Origin of the sequence: Komarekiella delphini-convector SJRDD-AB1, from assembly GCF_014831675.1 — a bacterium.
GTDB lineage: Bacteria > Cyanobacteriota > Cyanobacteriia > Cyanobacteriales > Nostocaceae > Komarekiella.
Genome location: NZ_VJXY01000015.1, coordinates 11,956 through 28,637 on the forward strand (window position 1 = coordinate 11,956; position 16,682 = coordinate 28,637).

General features: G+C 43.5%; 16 protein-coding genes. 5 read left to right on the forward strand and 11 right to left on the reverse strand.

Annotation, left to right across the window (positions count from 1 at the left end; translation table 11 throughout):
- Nucleotides 1-25: 25 nt before the first annotated feature.
- Nucleotides 26-1,024: a hypothetical protein gene (locus FNW02_RS15105; protein WP_191758357.1), complete on the forward strand. Its 999-nt coding sequence runs from the start codon at nt 26-28 to the stop codon at nt 1,022-1,024.
- 170 nt (nt 1,025-1,194) lie between these two features.
- Here the strand turns inward: FNW02_RS15105 and FNW02_RS15110 are convergent, their stop codons facing one another.
- From FNW02_RS15110 to FNW02_RS15135, 6 genes are all read right to left on the reverse strand, one after another.
- Nucleotides 1,195-2,364 (reverse strand): homocysteine biosynthesis protein, encoded by a 1,170-nt coding sequence (locus FNW02_RS15110; RefSeq protein WP_191758358.1) that lies wholly within the window; start codon nt 2,362-2,364, stop codon nt 1,195-1,197.
- Between the two features lie 330 nt (nt 2,365-2,694).
- Nucleotides 2,695-3,708 (reverse strand): cytochrome d ubiquinol oxidase subunit II, encoded by a 1,014-nt coding sequence (gene cydB / locus FNW02_RS15115; RefSeq protein WP_191758359.1) that lies wholly within the window; start codon nt 3,706-3,708, stop codon nt 2,695-2,697.
- A gap of 8 nt (nt 3,709-3,716) precedes the next feature.
- Nucleotides 3,717-5,162, reverse strand: coding sequence for a cytochrome ubiquinol oxidase subunit I (locus tag FNW02_RS15120; protein ID WP_191758360.1), 1,446 nt, complete (start codon nt 5,160-5,162; stop codon nt 3,717-3,719).
- A 312-nt stretch (nt 5,163-5,474) separates the two neighbouring features.
- Nucleotides 5,475-7,097 carry a glutamine-hydrolyzing GMP synthase gene (gene guaA, locus FNW02_RS15125; RefSeq protein ID WP_191758361.1) on the reverse strand — a complete coding sequence of 541 codons (1,623 nt, stop codon included), beginning with the start codon at nt 7,095-7,097 and terminating at the stop codon, nt 5,475-5,477.
- A gap of 226 nt (nt 7,098-7,323) precedes the next feature.
- Complete coding sequence (gene cbiD, locus FNW02_RS15130) at nt 7,324-8,439, reverse strand: cobalt-precorrin-5B (C(1))-methyltransferase CbiD (protein WP_191758362.1); 1,116 nt, start codon at nt 8,437-8,439, stop codon at nt 7,324-7,326.
- A 204-nt stretch (nt 8,440-8,643) separates the two neighbouring features.
- Nucleotides 8,644-9,234, reverse strand: a complete 591-nt coding sequence (locus FNW02_RS15135; protein ID WP_225225665.1) for a carboxymuconolactone decarboxylase family protein — start codon at nt 9,232-9,234, stop codon at nt 8,644-8,646.
- A 106-nt stretch (nt 9,235-9,340) separates the two neighbouring features.
- Between FNW02_RS15135 and FNW02_RS15140 the strand changes: the two genes are divergently transcribed.
- Nucleotides 9,341-9,724, forward strand: coding sequence for a winged helix-turn-helix transcriptional regulator (locus FNW02_RS15140; RefSeq protein WP_191758363.1), 384 nt, complete (start codon nt 9,341-9,343; stop codon nt 9,722-9,724).
- Here the strand turns inward: FNW02_RS15140 and FNW02_RS15145 are convergent.
- From FNW02_RS15145 to FNW02_RS15160, 4 genes are all read right to left on the reverse strand, one after another.
- Nucleotides 9,693-9,896, reverse strand: coding sequence for a hypothetical protein (locus tag FNW02_RS15145; protein WP_225225666.1), 204 nt, complete (start codon nt 9,894-9,896; stop codon nt 9,693-9,695). The genes FNW02_RS15140 and FNW02_RS15145 overlap by 32 nt on opposite strands.
- 271 nt (nt 9,897-10,167) lie before the next feature.
- Entirely contained in the window at nt 10,168-10,464 is a 297-nt protein-coding gene (locus FNW02_RS15150) for a DUF7734 family protein (RefSeq protein ID WP_191758364.1), read from the reverse strand.
- Nucleotides 10,465-10,501: 37 nt separating this feature from the next.
- Nucleotides 10,502-11,095, reverse strand: a complete 594-nt coding sequence (locus tag FNW02_RS15155; protein ID WP_225225667.1) for a DUF3177 family protein — start codon at nt 11,093-11,095, stop codon at nt 10,502-10,504.
- A 546-nt stretch (nt 11,096-11,641) separates the two neighbouring features.
- Nucleotides 11,642-11,887: a Calvin cycle protein CP12 gene (locus tag FNW02_RS15160; RefSeq protein WP_162398606.1), complete on the reverse strand. Its 246-nt coding sequence runs from the start codon at nt 11,885-11,887 to the stop codon at nt 11,642-11,644.
- Between the two features lie 369 nt (nt 11,888-12,256).
- On the opposite strand from FNW02_RS15160, the gene FNW02_RS15165 reads away from it, so the two are divergent.
- The gene (locus FNW02_RS15165) at nt 12,257-13,480 is read left to right on the forward strand and encodes an FIST signal transduction protein (RefSeq protein WP_191758365.1); all 1,224 of its coding nucleotides are present in this window, start codon (nt 12,257-12,259) and stop codon (nt 13,478-13,480) included.
- Here FNW02_RS15165 and FNW02_RS15170 read toward each other — a convergent pair.
- Complete coding sequence (locus FNW02_RS15170; protein ID WP_191758366.1) at nt 13,436-14,593, reverse strand: metallophosphoesterase family protein; 1,158 nt, start codon at nt 14,591-14,593, stop codon at nt 13,436-13,438. The two genes, FNW02_RS15165 and FNW02_RS15170, sit on opposite strands and share 45 nt — an antisense overlap.
- 559 nt (nt 14,594-15,152) lie before the next feature.
- Between FNW02_RS15170 and trmB the strand changes: the two genes are divergently transcribed.
- Together trmB and FNW02_RS15180 are read left to right on the forward strand one after the other, a co-directional pair.
- Complete coding sequence (gene trmB / locus FNW02_RS15175) at nt 15,153-15,806, forward strand: tRNA (guanosine(46)-N7)-methyltransferase TrmB (protein ID WP_191758367.1); 654 nt, start codon at nt 15,153-15,155, stop codon at nt 15,804-15,806.
- 3 nt (nt 15,807-15,809) lie between these two features.
- Nucleotides 15,810-16,517, forward strand: a complete 708-nt coding sequence (locus FNW02_RS15180; RefSeq protein ID WP_191758368.1) for a diacylglycerol/polyprenol kinase family protein — start codon at nt 15,810-15,812, stop codon at nt 16,515-16,517.
- Nucleotides 16,518-16,682: the final 165 nt, after the last annotated feature.

Consider the following 16,682-nt stretch of genomic DNA (forward strand, 5'->3'; position numbering starts at 1 on the left):
TGTGTCTCCGCCGCAAGGAGTTTTTATGAATTCCGACCTGATGCCGTTGCCTGAACCTTCTAATTCTTCTGCCTCTAACCAGGGCCCAACTAATATAGAACCAGCCGCTAATGTTAATACTGTACCAGTCAAAGTCACTAAGCTAGAGAATTCGCCCGTTAACTCTAGTGATGCCTCAAATGAGAACTTAGCTAATCGGCAGCAACCGATTCCACCTCCCAGTGAACCAATGCAGTACCGAGCGATCGGTTTAGTTCGTGGTCGCTACCATGCTAGCAGCGAACAATTCACTCAAGGTACACTGCTGACCACAGATGATGTAGAACTCAACGCCGTCCTTTTAGGTCGGATTATGAGCTTAGTCAAGAATCACCTAGACTTGGAAAAAGAACATCTGTGGGTGGTTTATCCGCGCACAAGGCAAGAAAATGACACCTTGCACCTCCAAATTGTTGGAGTTTGGGAGCCAGAAAATCTCGCTAAACAGCCAACAGAAGAAGATGAGCATTCAGAGTCACAAGAGTTACAGACGCCCGATGATGGTTTATCCGAGAATGACGAAACTATAAGTGTTCAGACCCCCTCATCAGAGATTACAGATGGTGGTTTTTCTGTTCGTGGCGAAGTAGTTTACCAGTCTTTTGACGCTAAAAGCTTAGTGGTCAAAATTAAGCAGGCTCCACGTAAACCAACTGATAAACCTAAGTATTTTAAGTTGAAACTTAGAGGTGTACTTGGTACCAAAGCAGTAGGAAAGTTCTGGGACTTCCAAGTTAAAAGGGAATCTGATGTATTAGTGGTAGATAAAGCTGAAGCGATCGCTGATTTACCCAAAAAACGCCGACCACCTTTCAAAGGTGCTCCTCGTGCTGGCGGTGGCAGAAAACCATTCCCCCCCAGACGCAATGGAGAAACCCCACGTCCAATCAAGAAAACAGGCGGCGACCCCTCTGCGGTGTCAAAACCTATACCCAAAACGCCCGCTCCTAAGCCGATCAAACGACCCAAGCCAACCCAAGATTAGGGACTGGGGATTGGGTATTAGGGATTGAGAATTAGGAACAGACAAGGTAGACAAAGGTAGACAAAAGAAAGGGTGGAGACTTGTTCAATAATTCCTCCTATTTCTCCTAGTCCCTAGTCCCCATTGCCCCTTATCCCCAGAGGGGGCCCCGAGTTCCCCAATCCCCAGTATCAAAAATCCGTCCAGCGGTCTTGGGGTAAAAAAGATCGCTCCATCGGAATTGGGGAAACAGCTTCGGTGAGGGTAAAAGTACCTGCTTCGATCCACTGTTTCAACTCTAGGGCGACTTGCCTAGAAAAAAATAAACTTGCCAGAGGTGCAACGCGTACAGCTTTGCCTTCAATAGTGATACGCCCAGACTTGAGTTGGGCGTAACTCACTAAACCAAAGGTAGGACGGACACGTCGAGGAATGGAAAAATCCACTATTGGGGCTACTAAGTCTTTGTCTTGCACGGCACAGTGTTCTACTACTTCTTCGGTTAATACAGGGAGTGGAACACCAACGCCCAACATCAATGAAGGGCCGTAACTTTTGAAATAACAACCCCGCACCCAGCGGGCATCCATTTGCTTAGCATCACCAATTAAAGCTAAAGTCGCAGCCGGCCCAATTGGAGTGCGATTAGCTAAACGCTTTTGTAAAGGAAAGTGCTGCGTACCTTCCCAAGCAACGTAACCGATGCCGCCACCTAAGAAAATCCGCGTGCCAATGCCAATCAGTTGCAAATCGGGGTCATTAAGTAGAGGGGAAATAGCACCGGGGTTTGAGTAAACGGCATTTCCCAGATGCGGTTGTAAAGGGCCGAGATAAGTGAAAAGTGAGCGATCGCCCCCATTTACACCCACAATAAAATTTTGATAAAGATTGCGCGGATTGAATAAATAAAACTGATTTATTGTTTCATTGGTAACTGTAGTTTCAAACGTTGCCCTGGGGTAACAATCTGTTACTTGACCTTGCGCTTTTACGTGCACAGGTTTACCAGCTATCAAATCTTCGATTACATGACCACCGCCGCGTTCTCGGATCTCTTCTCCATCCATCACTTCCACAGCACAACTCGCACCCAGATATAAATCTACTGCTCCAAACCCAGAGTATGCTGGAACACCATCTAACCAGCAGCGACGAATTTTTATTGGTGGGTCAGTATGTCCAAGATTAATAATTGCACCACTTGATTCCATTGGCTCAAAAGTGCCAGTGGTAATTACATCCACTTCTTTCGCAGCTTTGTTAATACCTATTTCTGCAACTCGTGCTTTTAATTCTTCAATTGTCAAAACTACTGCAAGTTGGCGACTGATTTTTTCGTTAATTTCCGCAATTGTTCGCATTTTAGATGTAGCGGTTAAATCAGTAAACAGTTGGGGGATTTAAACCCTGGTGACACATTTACACCTAATCGTGCTAAGTGCTGGTGAACAGTGAACAGTAAACAGTTGGGAGATTTAAACCTGCCAGATAGCGTCTGTTACTAATCGGCTTTGGGTTATTAGTTCTCAGTTATCAGTACTCGCCTCCTTAGTGGTTTCCCCTAAACCCAATTATGTTTACTAGCTTTGGGTTATTAGTTTTCAGTTATCAATACTCGCCTCTTTAGTGGTTTCCCCTAAACCCAATTATGTTAACTGTTTACTGTTAACTGTTTACTGTTAACTGTATATCTATTCCCCGTAGTTACCGCCAGTAACTTTACCTCGGAAAACAATGTACTGGTAGAGATTATAAAAGAGCATCACGGGGATAAGAAAGCCAATAAAGATGATCATAATCACCAGCGAACTGGGATCGGCTGCTGCTTCATAGATAGTTATCTCAGTGGGAATGATATAGGGAAAGACAATCAATCCTAAACCAATAAATGACAGTACGAATAGGAGAATAGTCCAAACGAAAGGTGCTCTTTCTTCTTTACGGTTGAGACTGCTAAGAAGTTGCGAAACCAACACTACCCCCAGTAGGGGAATAACGGCAAAGATAAAAACTAGGGGTGGTTGAAACACCCGCAATCTAGCACTTTCATAAAATATCGGCGTCGTAATCGTAATAAAAATCGCCCCAAGCATTGTTGTCCAAGCAGCAATTTTAGCAGTTTTATAGTGAGTTTCCTGCAATTCCCCTGTGGTTTTCCATACAAGATAAGTGGAACCAATTAACACATATCCCTGAATTAACGTCAAAGCCACCAGTAGCGATGGTAAGCTCAGCCAGTCCCAAGTTGTGCCGATAAAATGTCCCGCCTCATCAACTGCAATACCCTTCAGCACAGCACCAAGGGCGAATCCTTGACCAAGTGCCGCGGCAAAACTACCAGCGCCAAAGGCAAAATTCCAAAATAATTTGCGGCTTGCTAACTCTCGAAACTCAAATGCCACCCCCCGAAAGATGAACCCAAACACCATCACGAAAATGGGGATGTACAGAGCATTTAAAATTGTGCCGTAGGCTAAGGGAAATGCACCAAACAGTCCACCCGCCATTAAAACTAGCCAGGTTTCGTTGGCATCCCAAATATTGCTCAAACTGGTCATTAAGATGCCCCGGCGTTCATCATCAGACGAGGTAAGAGATAATATACCCACCCCTAAATCAAATCCATCGAGCATTACATAGAGGAATAAAAAGAGAGCTAAAATTACAAACCATACTTGGGGAAGAAAATACTTTAGCGTCTCCATGTAATCTCCTACTGTTGTGCTTCTACAGGCCGTTCATCTGGAACAAACTCTCCAGGGGTAGTATCCACGGCTGGTTTGGTAATTTCTACGCCTGGTACTGGCAAGTCGAGATTTGGCCCTCTACGAATAATGCGGCTACCAAAGTACAAGACTGCAATAAATAAAAAGCTGTAAACTATTGCAAAGCTAGTTAGTGAGACTAAAACATTGCTAGCGGGAAGACGAGAAGCAGCATCAACTGTGCGAATTTGCCCGTAAAGAGTCCACGGCTGTCGTCCCACACAGCGTACAATCCAGCCTGAATCTACAGCGATGTATCCCAGAGGAGCCGCAAACACCCAGGCCCACATCAACCATCGCTGCTGGGTAATATTTTCTGCTGAGAGCTTGCCACGTAACCATTGCAGCGTACTCAACAGCATCAATCCAGCGAAGAAAAAGCCAATGGCAATCATGATGCGAAAAGCGTAGTAAATTAAACCCACCATGTGAGGACGATCCTCTGGTTTCCACTCTTTCAATCCGCGTACTGGTTCAGAGAGATTCTTTTTGAATTCCAGAATGTATCCCAGCGCATTAGGAACAGTAATTTCCCAATCATTTTTCTGTGCTTTTTCGTTGGGTATAGCTACCAAGCTCCAATCAGCAGGTTGTCCGGCAGGTGAAGATTCCCATTGGGCTTCCATTGCTGCCAGTTTTGTGGGTTGATAGTGATGGACTTGTTCACCGCTCAAATGCCCAATGTAGATTTGTAAAGGAGCAACTGCGATCGCAGCAGCTAAGGCAATCTTCAAAGACTGTGAAAAGAAAGCTTGATGGCGTCTTTGGATAATGTACCAGGCGCTAATTCCACCAATCACAAACAAAGAAGTCTCCAGTGTGGCAAAGAACATGTGCAGTACACTGTTAACCATGAAAGGATTTAAAATTGCTTGAAAGTAATCGCTGACAATAAACTTGCCATTAACCATTTCTCCACCAGATGGAGTTTGCATCCAGGAATTTGCTGTCAAAATCCATAGGGTTGAGAGGTTGGCGCCAACAGCAACCAAAATAGTAGCAAGATAATGAATAGTAGGATTAACACGCTCCCAGCCAAATAACATAATTCCTAAAAAAGCAGCTTCGAGCATGAACGCCCAAGAAGCCTCAAAACCGATAACACTACCGAAAAAATTACCTACCGCTTCGGAGAAGGGTGCCCAATTAGTGCCAAACTGAAATTCCATTGGGATGCCTGTTGCTACACCAATCCCAAAGTTCAGAATGTAGAACTTAGCCCAAAAGCGGGCATGGAGATAATAGTCTGGATTACGAGTCTTTAGCCATAGTCCTTCAACAATGACTAAATAAATCCCCATTCCTGTAGTCAGCACAGGCCAAAGCATATGGAATAGTGCAGTCAGTGCAAACTGCATGCGTGATAGCACAACTGAATCGGATAAAAATTCCACGAATCTTCTCCATTAGCTAGTCACACTTAACAGAATAAACCTTTCAATGCTCAGACTGCGGCATTAAAAGTTTACGGTTGCATTACTTAAATCTTTTTTTACAGTGTCACAACTATATACAAAGATTTGGTTTTAAGAATTAAACCAAGGGAATAGACTTGACAAAATAGTACTATTTGTGAATATAAAAAATAGACAATACCGACACTGAAAATGAGTTAAATCGGCATTGCCCTTTTTAAGTATGCAAATCTAATCCATAGAAAAGAGCGATGAGCTTTTAGTTAAGTCAACTTAACATTCAAAACTTGATTACTCCCACTCAATGGTTCCAGGCGGCTTGGAAGTGATGTCATAAACCACCCGATTAACACCTTTGACCTCATTGACAATCCGGGTAGAAATTACTTCCAGCACATCGTAAGGCACACGCGCCCAATCAGCAGTCATGCCATCTTCACTGGTAACAATCCGCAGGACAATTGGGTAAGCATAGGTACGTTGATCACCCATGACTCCGACACTGCGAATCGGTAGCAACACAGCAAACGCTTGCCAGAAATCATGATACATGCCGCGTTGGTTAATTTCTTGCCGCACAATCAAATCGGCATCGCGTAAGATGTTTAAGCGCTCAGCGGTGACTTCGCCCAGAATCCGAATTGCTAAACCAGGGCCAGGGAAAGGTTGCCGTTGAACAATTTCTTCTGGTAGACCAATTGAACGCCCAACTTTGCGGACTTCATCTTTAAATAGTTTCCGCAGCGGTTCCACTAGTTTAAATCGCAGGTCTTTAGGCAATCCACCAACATTGTGATGGCTTTTGATTTTTACTGCTACACGTTCACCAGTTTGCGGATCAACGTTGGTGTCGGCGGATTCGATCACATCGGGATAAAGAGTGCCTTGAGCCAAATAGTCAAAGTGACCGAGGCGTTTGGATGTTTCTTCAAATACACGGATGAACTCGTGACCGATGCGACGGCGCTTTTCTTCGGGGTCTGTGACACCAGCAACGATCGCCAGAAAGCGATCGCGAGCATTCACGTATTCTACCGGAATATGAAATTGTTCTTGAAATAGTTTCAATAACCGTTCTGGCTCTAATTTACGCATAAAGCCTTGGTCGATAAACACACAAGTCAGTTGGTCGCCAATTGCTTTATGCAGCAAGAAGGCTAAGGTAGAAGAATCTACTCCCCCAGACAGTGCCAACAATACCCGCTTTTCGCCAACTCTAGCGCGAATTTCCCGAATCGCTTCTTCGACAAAAGCTGCTGTTGTCCACGTGGGTTCACAATCGCAGATGTGGTAGACAAAGTTGCGGATTAATGCTAAACCACCAATGGAATGTACCACCTCTGGATGGAACTGGACGCCGTAAAGTTTCTTTTCATGGTCTGCAATGGCAGCACAGGGAGTATTTTCTGTATGTGCCAACAATTCAAACCCTGGTGGCATTTGCGTCACTGAGTCACCGTGACTCATCCACATCGTAGTGCCATCTTCAACATTAGTGAGCAAATCTGTGGGATCATCTATGTATAATGATGCTTTGCCGTACTCACCTCGCTCAGCTTTTGCCACTTCCCCACCGAGCTGGCTGACCATCAACTGCATACCGTAACACACACCTAAAATAGGTATTCCCAAATTCCAGATTTCTGGGTCACAATGGGGAGCGTTATCACCATAAACTGAACTCGGGCCACCAGAGAAAATAATTCCCTTGGGATTGAGTTGGCGTAAATGTGCAGCTGTAGTACGATAGGACAGGACTTCGGAATATACTTGAGTTTCGCGGATGCGACGGGCAATCAGTTCAGAATATTGAGAACCGAAATCCAGAATCACAACCAATTGGCAATCAAGCCGTTTAAAATTTTCTAACGTCTGAGGCGCTTGTTCTGTTAGTAGAGTCACCGCTGTATTCATGACCGGTAGATGTATGTCTGTTAAGGATAAATCGTCGTGGTGTCTAACGTGCCACCATTCCGCTGCCTGGTCAGGCTGATAATGGTATGAAGAACTTGTGCAAACGTAAACTTAAGTGCGTCTGCTGAGGTTATAAGTCTGAAATGGTATTAAAACGATAAACTTACCCTAGAGTGGCTACTGAAAAAATTATTTATTTGGATTGTTTACGATTATTCATAATAAATTAACATAGTTTTCCCATCAGCAGAGCAGCAGTTTGGCTCTTTACAATAATTTTGCGATCGCGATCAAACATAACAGAGCCACAGACAGTTACCTCCGCACCCCGACTGCTATGGCTTTGGATGTATTCTTGAGAACGAGCATCAATAGTTTCGGCGATCGCACTGTAAACTTGATTTACCCAATCACTGCCAGTTGAGACATCAAGCGATCGTAAGTATGTCAGTGCTGCTTCAGCTGTAGCGCTATTAAATACTACTTGTATATCTGACGACTTTAACCCGACTAGGGCACAATGTGCTGCCAGAATTTCCCGGCGTCCATCAGCAACATGGTGATGAGTATGAAAAATTCCCCCTGCTAGTTTCATCAGTTTGCCGTGATAGCCAAATAATAAAATTTCTTTAACGCCTAGTAAATCAGCTTCTACTAGCATTGGCCCAAGCCAGTTAGCAGTTTTTACTAATTTTTCGGGATCAATACCTAGTTTACGCGCCAAATCTAGGCCGTTCTCGCCAATGCAGAATACCAAACTCTCGAAACGACTGGCTTTATCTTGTAACTCAGCTCGAAAAGCTGCAAGCTGATCAGGTGTACTCAAAGGCTGAGAAATGCCGCTTGTTCCTAAAAGAGAAAGTCCTTCAACAACACCGAAAGCCGCATTTGAAGTACGAACAGCAAGCGATCGCCCCTCTGGTAAAATAATCGTCACCGTAATTTTTTCTCCCGGTTCCAGCATCGGTCGCAAATTCTCTTGTAACAACCGATGAGCATAAGCATAAATAGCAGGCTTGTCACCCGCATTCATCTGCCTACCAATCCCTTCCCCTCCTTGAATAATTACAGCTTCTTCCCCGTCTTCTCGCCATTCCACCATTGCCCAAATCGGTGTATCTCTAGTCAAGTCAAGATTATCACCAGGGTCACTGCGAGCGATCGCCAAAGCCATATTCTCAGATAGTCCCGCTACCTGTTCAATTGGTATTTCTGCAATTTGGGCTGGTTCAATTAAATCTATCGATGCTGTACTTAAGGGTTGGCGATCGTGTAACCAGTGTAAAGCTGCAACAGCAGCAGCACATGCAAATACAGGAAGTGTGTATCCAGAACGGGACATTTTTTAAATTTAAAAGTCAAAATAATTCTTCAAAAATGTTAGCGCAGCCGCTCGTAGAGAAGTGAAGACACTTTCAGACCACAATTGAGGCTCTGTAGCTTGCTTCCTTCAGGGTAATGTTCCAGTTGAGCGGCTGCCAGTAACTTTTACATGCACATCAGAGGCTTTTCTATAGTCCGCTCCAACCGGGTTGTTTGATCGGGCCTACACTGCATCTGCATCCATATTCTCCCGCATTGAGATAATTGGCTTTTTCCATCTCAGCTTCTCGACTGCTTTATCTAAAGGTGTGCCTGCAATGGAGTTTGTGTAGTTGCTCATTGTTTTAACTGCAATCCCTAAGATCACTTCAAGCGCTTGTTGGGAAGAATAGCCTACGGAAAAAAAAGCTTTTAATTCAGCTTCTACTATTTTTCCTCGATTTAAGATCAAAGACTTAGTGAATTGCCGCAATGCTTCAAGTTTCGAATCTGCCAATTCTGTTCCTTGTCTCAGTGCCTCGATCTCGTTCGGAGCCATACCAGCAAGTTGCGATAGCTTAGTGTGCCAAGGAATACAGTATTCACATTGATTCTGAAAGTTGGCTGTTTGATAAACGACCTGCCGTTCGATGGGGGATAATGACGTGGTATCGAATAGCTCCCAAAGATGAACATATCCCTCAAGCAAGGCAGGCGATTCAGCCATTACCCTTTCCAGATTCGGAATCATGCCGAAGTTCTTTTTAGCTTGCTCAAGTAGTGGCTTAGAAGCTTCTGGTGCAGTCGTCGCGTCATGAATTGGAAACATTGCCATTGATTTTACACTTCATGAATTGTGCTCCGTCAGCAAAGATAAAAGATTTCTAGCTCAGGTTCAAGCAGATACTTTTTAGTAAGGTAGATACTTTTTGGTTACAAATATGGAATTATCGGTGAAAGAAGACTCAGAAATTTCTTCCAATTATTCACCCAGCCTGATTTCGATGTTTGAGGATTGCCTGGGATGTAAGTGGACAATTCACCTTCTGGCGCAAATTCGTTGTGGAACAAATCGTCCTAGCGCGTTAGTGAAAACTAAGAAGGGATTGACAACAAAAGTATTGAATGAATGTTTGACGAGACTAGCTCAATTCGCAGTTGTAGAGAAATTAAGTTATCCAGAAATCCCGCCCCGTGTTGAGTATCACTTAACTCTGTTTGGCCAGGAGTTTGCTGAGATCCTCAATCAGATTGAAACCTTACAACACAAATTTAGAATAGACAGAGATCGCCCTAACAAAGACCTTCCAGAACACGACAGTTAAAACTAACACGAGCCGAATAAATTGGTTGTTGCTGGCTGACTAGTTTGAACTGAAGGCTAGGGTGATGGGGATCTTCTTTCCAGAGTGTATCAGCTTTTGCAGCTTGCTCTTGAACCGATGCAGGAAGAACACTCAGCCGATTACGAAACGTTTTGGTGACACTTGATTTCATTTCTGTAACGGAAAAACTTTATCAAGTGGAACGGTTTCACTCCTTGCAATTTCCTGGCGTACCGCAGCCATCTGATCCCACTGATCATCCTTTGTAGTGGCACGAGCTTCCCATTTTTGCTCATCTTGCTCCGCCAGAAATCGAGCCGCGATCGCATCTTGCTGATTGTGTGGGAGTTTTTCAATTTGGGGAGCGCCTGTGAAGCAGTTCAGTCATCGTTCGGTAGCAGTAAACGCTACAATCTTTCCACAAAATTAGGAATTAGTATTAGTTAGACACCTATTTCTAACAATAGAGTCTGCATAGCTTCCCAGGAGAGTCCTTGTTGAATATAACGGGGTGCTTCAGGATTATAAGGACTTGCTATGCGGTCAATACTGATAATTGTTGCCTCATCTGGCAGTACAGGCACATCTGCATCAAATGCCGTGGGGCGCATCAAAGAACTAGAAAAGCCTTTAAAAATAACAATTTTGTCTTGCTCATCAGCAATTTCAACCGTCACAATTAAGACTTCTTGCTGACGTTTAGCAGTATATTGTTCCAGTCGCTTGCAAATGGAATTCATTTTTTGGATTTCGAATACTTAGGTGACGTAGCGACGGTTACTGTTGTGTAGCTGAGCGCCCCTGCTTACCCAGCTTTATGAGGACGAAGTAGCTTAAGTAGATTACATAAACTACTAAACTAATTATGGCAAGAAAGCCCAAGAACCCAGGCTTAGTATTAGGATGAAAGTATTCCTTAAATAGTAATGGGGCCTCAAACCAGAGGCGACAATAGGGAGCATTTGCCACATTTTGAGAAAAAGCACAACCCAAAAAAGGGATAAAAGCTAGCGCGTTCAAAATACAATAAACACTCATAGCCCAGCGCCAAGAAGTAAAAACCAGTTTCAACGCTCCACTAGTTTGATACTCAATCTCATCGTTTATATCCACCCAGAACCACAGTGAAATGGGGATCAGTATCAGAGCCATCAACCCAGAGATAAAGCTGACTGGGTATTGGGCAATCATTAAATAAACCGTGATTGCTAGTAAGCTTGATACTCGCCAGTAAATACCTAACAAGCGTTGTATCCCTTCCACTTTTTGGACAAACGCCCAAATCAAGAGAATTAGGGGAATAATCACGGCAAATAAAACTGCTACTCGGTAGTCAATCCAGATGAAAGGGCGAAGCCAAATATCATTCATAATTTTTCTCAGACGATAAATAAAATACTTTTAGCCAAAAGTGAGTATCAATAACTGCGATCGCTGTCAGCTATTAGCTAGCTAGTAGTTTATATATCTTACATAACAGTTTAATCAAACCAAACATCACAGAGTCTAAAGAAAGGCAGTATAGGAGTTTACGCCGATGAATAAGGATAATTTTACTACTTCAAATTCCATACCTCATTTCTCTGTTAAATAAAAAACAAGCAACTAAAAGTTCTTTAACTTAAATCTTGCTCTTACATTTAGCAATATTAAGGAGAGTTTCAAAACTCATCTTAATCTACTATGCATCTGCCACTCCTACACAAATCTCTATCTTTTTAAAAGCTAAAGGTTTCTTTAGAAGAAAGTCTTTAAACCTCCCAAATTATTGAGGAATCACCAAGTTTATACTACTTGGGGATGATGATTTTGGGTAAGTGAGATGTTGTGTAGGAGTAGCGTGAAGGCTCAAGATATAAGTAAATAGCTCTTAGTTGCTTGCCGACCAAACGAACAGAAAGTTCACCAACTAAATATCTAGTCTTCGTAAACCCGGCACTCAGCTGCCTCTGGGTTGTCATCACAGTACTGTTCTAGAGAGTTTTTTGGCTTACTTTGGCGTTTGTGGGAAGCTTCGGCTTGTAATTCTTCTACTGCATCCCAAGCCGCAGCACACTCTGGTGAGTTGCTACCTGCCGCATCACAGACAGCACGAGCTTCTTCCACTTCTTCATGGATTTTTTCTTGGATGTCGCTGTTTGCTTTTTCTTGGATGTTGGTCATTGCTTTAGTCTCGTTGTGAGTTGTTAATACTAGTATAAAACTTCAAAAATGACTATTTTTGGCTCTATGGCTCACCATTCTAATCACTTAGCTGATAAGTTAGTGTTTGAGCCTGATGATCCATATACTAATACAGCACACTGCCGCATCTATACTGCATTCACCTTTATCTTTTAAGATTTTGTGGAGCCAGTACTACAGATGAACAATCATACAATATATTTAGATGCATATATTAGGGAATGACAACTCCAGTTTCCTGGGATTAGGAGATACAAAGGGCTGGCGTCAACTCTTGTAGGATGCAATTCTTCTCAAAATAAAAAATCAAAAACTACTAACGTCAACAGAGAAAAAAGCCTAAAACTCATGGCAGACCAAATGCAGTGGGCAAACGCCCTATCAACCCGTCATTCTTTGGAAGCAGCTGTTACAGATGTGGTGGAACGAGCTGTCTCATCGTTAACAGCACCTCCAGATTTAGGATTGGTATTCATTTCGTCTGCTTTTACGAGTGAGTATTCTCGACTCTTGCCTTTGATGGCTGAGAAACTTTCTGTACCAGTACTAATTGGCTGTAGTGGTGGAGGTGTTATCGGGACAACAGTTAGTGGACAAACTCAAGAACTGGAAGCAGAACCAGCCATTAGCTTGACTTTGGCGCATCTGCCAGGGGTGAAAATTCAAGTTTTTCATATTATTGCTGAAGAATTACCTGATTTGGATAGTCCGCCAGATGCGTGGCTAGATTTGATTGGTGTGCCACCATCACCAACACCCCAGTTTATTTTGCTGTCCAGTTCTTTTTCTTCGGGAATTAACGACTTATTGCAGGGGTTGGATTTTGCCTATCCTGGATCGGTGATTGTAGGGGGGCAGGCTAGTGGCGGGGGTATGGGTGGTCGGATTGCTCTATTTTGTAAAGATCGCCTTTATCGTGACGGTACAGTCGGTATAGCTTTGAGTGGCAACATTGTGATGGAAACAATTGTTGCCCAAGGATGCCGACCAATTGGTAAACCGTTGCAGGTAACAAAAGCCGATCGCAATATTATCTTAGAGTTGGATGAGCAAGTACCCTTGATTGTATTGCGAGATTTGATTGCCAATCTCAGCGAAAAAGAAAAGACTCTAGCACAACACTCTTTGTTTGTCGGTGTAGCAATGGATGAGTTTAAGCTTTCTTTGCAACAGGGAGACTTTTTAATTCGCGGCATCCTGGGAGTAGATCCAACAGCAGGGGCGATCGCAATTGGCGATCGCGTCCGTCCCGGTCAACGCCTGCAATTCCACCTGCGCGATGCCGAAGCCTCCGCTGAAGACTTGGAATTACTCTTACAAAGCTATCAACACCAAAGAGACTCTGAACCCTCTGCGGTAGCTGCCTTGATGTTTTCCTGTCTGGGAAGAGGTGAAGGACTGTATGGCAAACCCAATTTTGATTCGGAGCTATTTAGGCGTTACCTTCAAAATATCCCCGTAGGCGGTTTTTTCTGTGGCGGTGAAATTGGCCCAGTTGGTGGCAGAACTTTTTTACACGCCTACACTTCAGCATTTGGGATTTGCCGCCAAGTCAGCACTCCTTTCCAGTAAGAGTGTGGTGTTGTTGTCAATCAAAGTCAGAGTTCCACTAGTAGCGATGCCTGCGGTGGGCTGCGTCAATGCACTATATGTCTGAATGTAGCGCCGCACTTCTAGGGGAAAGTGGGGGCATTCAAAAACAGCATCCCCATCAGCAATAGTTGCCCAGAAGTCTCGCAAACTAGGAGCTAGTTCTTTTGCTTGGGATAATGTGAGGTTTAAGGGTGGATGAGTTAACAGCTTAACTATAAACGGGAAAGAGCGATCGCCCATCCACTGCCGCGATGACTGTTGCAAGTCGGGAAAATCAGGTATTGATTCTACCCTATGTGATAGAATTTGCAACCATTCTCTACCTAAGTTATCTCGATGAAACTCTAACACCCGATAAGGATGAGGATAGCTGACTAGAGAACCAGTAGTGATATCATATACTCCTTTCGAGCAAGCAATATCCTGAACATGTAAATGTCCGGTAAATACTAGCCTGACTCCATAATGTCGTAGCAGCCGCAATAGTTCTGGTGCATTTTCCAACATATAGCGATTTCCGATAGGGTGACGCGATTGATTGGGCAAATGCTCAACAACATTGTGATGCACCATCACCAAGACTAATTCATCCCCAGCCGCCGCTAACACCTCTTCTAACCACCTTAGCTGTTTGATATCCAAACGCCCCACCTGCTCACCTTGGTCATTAAAAGAGTTAGAATTCAGTCCAATTATCCTCACTCCAGGCAACAACTGACGAGTGTAGTAAATTTGCTGTGGATTATCATAGCCAGACTTAGAGTAATAGTATGGGAAATCGGCAAAAGCAATTGATTGCTGATTTGCCATCAGCACAGGAACATCATGATTACCAGGAACAACATAGACAGGAAAAGGTAGCTGAGCTAATCTTTGTTGTAACCAAGTATGGTTTTCCGGTTCACCATGCTGAGTTAAATCTCCTGGAAGCAAGAGGAAATCTAAATCGAGTTGTGTCAGATGTTCTAATACAGTTTCAAATGCAGGGATACTAACTTCCACCAAATGAAAACGGCTAGGATGATTCCAGATTGTGTGGGGAAGCGCGAGGTGTAAGTCACTTACTATTGCAAAGCGAAAATTGAGGGCCATTGATTTAATAAAATGTTAAAAGTTGGGGGGTTAAAACAACTCTTTTCCAAAGAGTATAACCTTTGCTTTGTTTTCCTGCTGAAGAACACGTCCACTTAACCTTAATATTTATATACATTGAGAATCGATTACATAGCATAGTCCACTTAAAAATTACCGTAGTTATAAACGTCGGAACTCAGTATTTAGGCTTCTCTTAAAATTAAAAATTAACCAATCCGATTTTCTACAATTTGACATCTGTAAAATGTCAAAATAAATAAGTAGTAACTTATCAGTCATGGCAACATGAAATCGTTTTTCAAGTTGAGTTATAGCTTTTGCTTTGACATAACTGTTAAGCTCATCCCACCCATAAAAGGGGATGGGATAACACGAATGACTGTTGACTGTTGACTGTTGACTGTTGACCGTCAACAGTCTAAAAAGGCGTCTTTCATCCTATCTCTAAAAGGAATGGGTTTTCTCGACGCCTTTTTATAAGAGAGAAGATTAAGGGGCGAGACTCGATTCAAGCTCAGAGTATCACAAGACATTTTTACGTAGAGGAGAGTAAATTTTGGCAACTGTCCGAGTCCGCCAACATGTTAACCCGCTTGCCAACAAGTATCAAACGCCAGCAAGTCCCCTGGAATGGGAAAAAGTTTATGCAAAGCCAAACCAACCGCTACATCTAGATATTGGCTGCGCTAAAGGACGCTTTTTATTAGATACAGCAAAGATAGAACCCAACTGGAATTTTCTCGGTTTGGAAATTCGGGAACCGCTGGTAGTAGAAGCGAATAAGTTGCGTTCTGAGTTGGGTTTAACAAATCTGCACTACTTGTTTTGCAATGTGAATAACTCATTGCGATCGCTTTTATCTTCTCTTCCTACAGGAACTTTGCAGCGCGTTACTATTCAATTTCCCGATCCTTGGTTTAAAACTCGCCATGCTAAACGTCGTGTAGTGCAACCAGAATTAGTGGCAGAATTAGCTAATTATCTCGTAGTTGGGGGAGTTGTATTTCTCCAATCAGATATAGAATTTGTGGCTGTGGAAATGCGCGATCGCTTTGCTGCTCACCCAGCTTATCAGAGTAACACAGAAGAATGGTTAGCAGAAAATCCGCTATCAGTTCCTACAGAACGAGAAACAAGCGTCATATCGCGGGGTGAACCTGTTTATCGAGCTTTGTTTGTTCGGCGAGAAGTTGTGAATACTGACTTATGACTTATGACAAACAATGATTTTATCGGGCTGGTAGCCTCGTATATCTACGCCTTTGGCCTGCTTATCGTTGGCGAGGGACTGTGTAGACTATTTGGTGTCCAACCAGATTTGACCCGCAAGGTGATTCATGTTGGTGCAGGGATGTGGGTTTTTGGTGTCCTGCTGCTATTTAATAACTGGAAAATCGGAATTATACCCTTTGCTACGTTTATCGGACTTAATTACCTGTTTTATCGCTACAGAGTTGTTGGTGCAATGGATACTGAGGACAGTTCACCTGGCACAGTTTATTTTGCTGTCTCCGTAACGTTACTATTTGGGTTACTGTGGCGACCAGATGGCCCCATAGATAGCGCCCCAATTGCTGTAGCTGGGATAATGGCGATGACCTGGGGCGATGCTTTAGCAGCATTAATTGGTAGGCGCTTCGGGCAGCACAAATATCAGGTAGGCAATTCTGTGCGTTCTTGGGAGGGTTCAGCAGCAATGTTTGTGGCGAGTACAGCGGCCATATTCTTGGTACTGTTGCTGCTACCTGGTTCATCTCTCAGTCCCCTAGCAATGCCTTTGGGTTTGGGACAGGCTATTTTAGTGGCCCTAGTAAGTGCTACTTTTGCAACCCTAGCGGAGGCAGTTTCGCCCCACGGTACGGATAACCTTAGCGTGCCACTAGTAGCAGCAGGGGTAGTGTGGATTGTACAACGTTTTTGACTTGAACAAGTGCTGAGGGGGAGATGAGGAGCAGGGGGGGGCAAAGTTTTTATGTTTGTTAACGAGTATTAAAGATTCGTCCGCGAATATCAAAGATTCGTCCGTGAATATCAAAGATTCGTCCGCGAATATCAAAGATTCGTCCGTGAATATCAAAGACTCGTT